This window comes from Microbacterium sp. Leaf351, from assembly GCF_001423825.1.
GTDB lineage: Bacteria > Actinomycetota > Actinomycetes > Actinomycetales > Microbacteriaceae > Microbacterium > Microbacterium ginsengisoli.
In genome coordinates this window covers 21,930-25,638 of the sequence record NZ_LMPK01000036.1, presented here as the reverse complement: position 1 = coordinate 25,638, position 3,709 = coordinate 21,930, and the positions used below count along the sequence as shown (strand labels likewise).

The window sequence follows — 3,709 nt, the reverse complement described above, 5'->3', positions numbered from 1 at the left end:
CCCCTCCGCATGCGTCAGGTGCTCGACAACCTCGTGAGCAACGCCGTGAAGTACAACCGCGACGGCGGCACCGTCTCGCTCGCGGCGACATCCGACGGCCTCTCGACCTGGCTGACCGTCACCGACACCGGCATCGGGATGTCGCGGGACGCCCTCGGTCGCCTGTTCGAACGGTTCTTCCGCGCCGACGCCAGCCGCACGGGCGGTACAGGACTGGGCCTGTCGATCGCGCGTGACCTGGTGCGCGCCCACGGTGGCGACATCACCGTTGAATCGACGCCCGGAATCGGAAGCGTCTTCACGGTGCGCCTGCCCGCATCGGCCGAGGCGCTCGACTCTCCGGCACCCGCAGACCTGACCGAACTCGCCCAGCGCTCCCCGCGCGCGGCGGAGGTCGGATCGGTCTGGAAGGAGCGTGGAGCATGATCCTGGATGCTTTCACCGCGTCGTTCGTCTCAGGTCTGATCTTCCTGACGGCCGCCGCCATCTTCGTGGTCACGTCGCTGGTGCGTCGGGACCGCGGTCCCGTGCAGCTCTGGTCCCTCGGCTACCTGCTCAGCGCGATCGGCGTGATCGCGTACGTCGTCTGGAACGCCCTCATCGGCTCCGGCTGGGCGAGCACGGCGGCCCTCGCCGTCGGCAACGCGACGATGGTCGCCGCGGCCGCCGCGCTCGCAATCGGATGCCGCGTCGCCGACGGCCGGCGCGCGGGCGGGCCGCTCCTGCTCGGTCTCGGGCTCGGCGTGGCGACGGCGATCTCCACGCTCGTCGACGGGCCGGACGCGGGAGCGTGGGCCGGGGGCGCGTGGCTGTTCCTCAGCATCGGGATCTTCGCCGCGGTGGGATCGTGGTACTGCCTGCGCGGCCGGCTCTCACGGTTCGGATTCGGCAAGGTGCTGGGCATCGCGTTCCTCGCCGAGGCTGTCGTGTACATCCTGCGCGGCGTCGTGGTCATCACCGTCGGCTCCGGGCAGCCGCTGTTCCAACTCTGGCTCGGCAGTGGCCCCGTGAGCGCGTTCTTCATCGTGTTCACCGTCGTCGTGCTGGTCGCGACATCCATCCTCCGCTACGAGCTCGGTCCCCGTGAGACGCTGCTCTCGGCGGGAGCCGTGATGCCCGGGATGCGCGAGGGGTACCTCGACGCCGAAGGATTCCGCCGCATGGTGGACCTGCTGCTGCGCAAGGGATCCGAGCGCACCGAGTTCGTCGTCGTGTGCGCGGTGCACATCGACGCGGCCGAGGACATCTCCGCCTCGTTCGGCGGCGACGTCCTCGCGGAGCTGCGGGCGAGCGTCGCGGCCGCTGCACGTCGATACAGCGTCGCGAACGCGCTGCTCGCCATCGAACACGGTGTCGTGCTCACGTGCGCGATGGCCGCGAGCCCGCCCGACGCGCGTCGCCAGGCGGCGCTGCTGTACCGCGGCGTGATCGAGACGCTCGTGCAGGAGGACGGCATCGTACTTCCTGCGATCGGCGTCGGGGCGGCNGCGCGCGCGGCGGCGGCTCGCGCGGCCGCGACCGACGAGTCATCCGTCGTCTTCGCGCCGAGCGTGTCGCACGCGTCATCGCGGTAACGTCGTCGAATGGCCGCCACCGAGGATCGTGACGCCGACCTTCGCGGTCGGGTGGCGATGCTCAACCAGCTGCTGCTGTGCGTGATCCTGGTCGTGATCGTGCTGGCGGTCGCGATCACCGACCGTGCGGCCGACCACTCACTCCTCCTCGTCGCGACGGTGATCGTGCTGGCCGGGGGAGCGGCGACCCTGGTGGTGCCGTGGGCGCGGATCGCCCGTGCGTGGGTCTACGTGATCCCGCTCGCGGACATCGTCGCGATCGGCCTCGCGCGTTCCGAGCAGCACCTGCTCGGGATCGAGCTGCTGTGGGCGTTCCCGGTGATGTGGATGGCAACCCTCGGTCTCACCGCGTTCCTCACCGCCGCAGCGCTCGTGCTCGTCGAATTCGGGGCGATCATCGCGCTGGCGGGAGCCTCCGGCAGCGCGGTGAGCTACCTGCTCCCGGCCGCCGTCATCGTCGCCATCGGGGTGACGAGCTACGTGAGCAGCCGCCGCTACCGCGCCCAGCGGGTGCTGCTGGACAAGCAGACCGCTCTGCTGTCGGGTGCGCTGTCGCGTGCGCAGGGCCACGAGGAGCTGATGACCGACGTGCTCGATGCCGTCGACTTCGGCGTGATCCGCATCACCGCGGACGGCGAGGTCTCGGTCTTCAACGAGGCGCTCGGGCGCATCCAACGCTCGATCCCCGGCTTCGGTCGCCTCGATCGTCCGATCGGGGACGCCTACGCGGCCGACGGCGTCACCCTCATCGAGGAGCCGGACCGCCCGCTGCGGCGCGCGCTGCGCGGCGAGCTGTTCGAGAACGAGGTCATCTGGTTCGGTCCCCCCGACCAGCCGCGAACGGCGCTGTCGATGACGGCGCGCCAGCTGCGCTCGGGTGACGGCGCGCCCGCCGGGTGCGTCATCGTCGCACGCGACGTCACCGCCGAGCTCACTGCGCTCCGGGCGCGCGATCGACTCGTGTCGTCGATCTCGCACGAGCTGCGCACCCCCCTCACCTCTGTGCTCGGATACATCGACCTCGCCATCGACCACCTCGACCGGCCCGACGACGCCGCCCGCGATCTCGACGTCGCCGCCAAGAACGGCGAGCGTCTGCTGGAGATCATCGCGGACATCCTCGCCGCGTCGAGCACCTCGCGCGGATCCATCGACCTCACCATCTCGCCGAAGCAGATCGACGTGGCCGAGCTCGTGCAGCAGGCGGCCGAGGCGTGGCGCGCCCGGGCGGCCTACACGTCGATTTCCATCAACGCGACCGACGTGCTGCCGGCGAGCGCCTGGGCGGATGCCGCGCGCATCCGGCAGGTGGTCGACAACCTCGTCAGCAACGCGGTGAAGTACAACGTCGATGGCGGCAGCATCGCCGTGCGCACGTCGTCGGATGGCACCTCGACCTTCATCGACGTGCAGGACACGGGCGTCGGCATCTCCGCCGAGGACCAGCGTCGTCTGTTCGAGCAGTACTTCCGGGCGAGGCGCGATGTCGAGGGCTCCGGGCTCGGACTGTCGATCAGCCGGGACATCGTGCGCGCCCACGGGGGCGACATCACCGTGCGCAGCGCCCCGGGGACGGGATCGACCTTCACCGTCCGGCTTCCCGCCCAGCCTCGAGGTCAGGGCGATCGCGAGTTGCACGCATGACCCTCGATCTGGCCAGTGTCTCGGTCATGACCGCGCTCGTCGTCGCGGTCGCCGGCATCCTGTTCGTCTCCGAGACGCTGCTGCGCCGCGACGAGGCGGTCGGCGCGTTCTGGGCGATCGCCTTCCTCTCCGGCATCGGCACGAGCACGGCCTACCTGGTCTGGGCGGTCGGCGTCGGCGGGTTCGTGCCGATCGCCATCGGCAACGCCCTGTTCGTGTCCTCCGCGGGCTGCATGTGGCTCGGCGCCCGGGCGTTCAACCAGAGGGCCGTACGCGGACCCGTGCTGCTGGTCGCACTGTGCGTCGCGGTGAGCGCAGCGGCGGTGATCGTGCGCGGTCCGGCTGGAGGGGACTGGGCGGGCGCCTTCGTGATGTTCGTGAACATCGCGGGGTTCGCCGCACTCGGAGCCGTCGAGATGCGACGGCGACCGGTCGGGCGGCTGCGGTCATCCGTCTCGCTGGCGGTCGTGCTCGGCATCCAGTCCGCGTAC

1 protein-coding gene and 2 pseudogenes are annotated in these 3,709 nt (G+C 70.7%); all 3 read left to right on the top strand.

Annotated features, from left to right (window positions below; genetic code table 11):
* Window positions 1-306, top strand: a pseudogene (locus ASG00_RS12055) (sensor histidine kinase); the annotation flags it as partial.
* A gap of 1,277 nt (window positions 307-1,583) precedes the next feature.
* The gene (locus ASG00_RS12045; RefSeq protein ID WP_056209889.1) at window positions 1,584-3,218 is read left to right on the top strand and encodes a sensor histidine kinase; all 1,635 of its coding nucleotides are present in this window, start codon (window positions 1,584-1,586) and stop codon (window positions 3,216-3,218) included.
* Window positions 3,215-3,709: pseudogene (locus tag ASG00_RS15470) on the top strand (hypothetical protein); the annotation flags it as partial. The gene ASG00_RS12045 and the pseudogene ASG00_RS15470, both read left to right, overlap by 4 nt.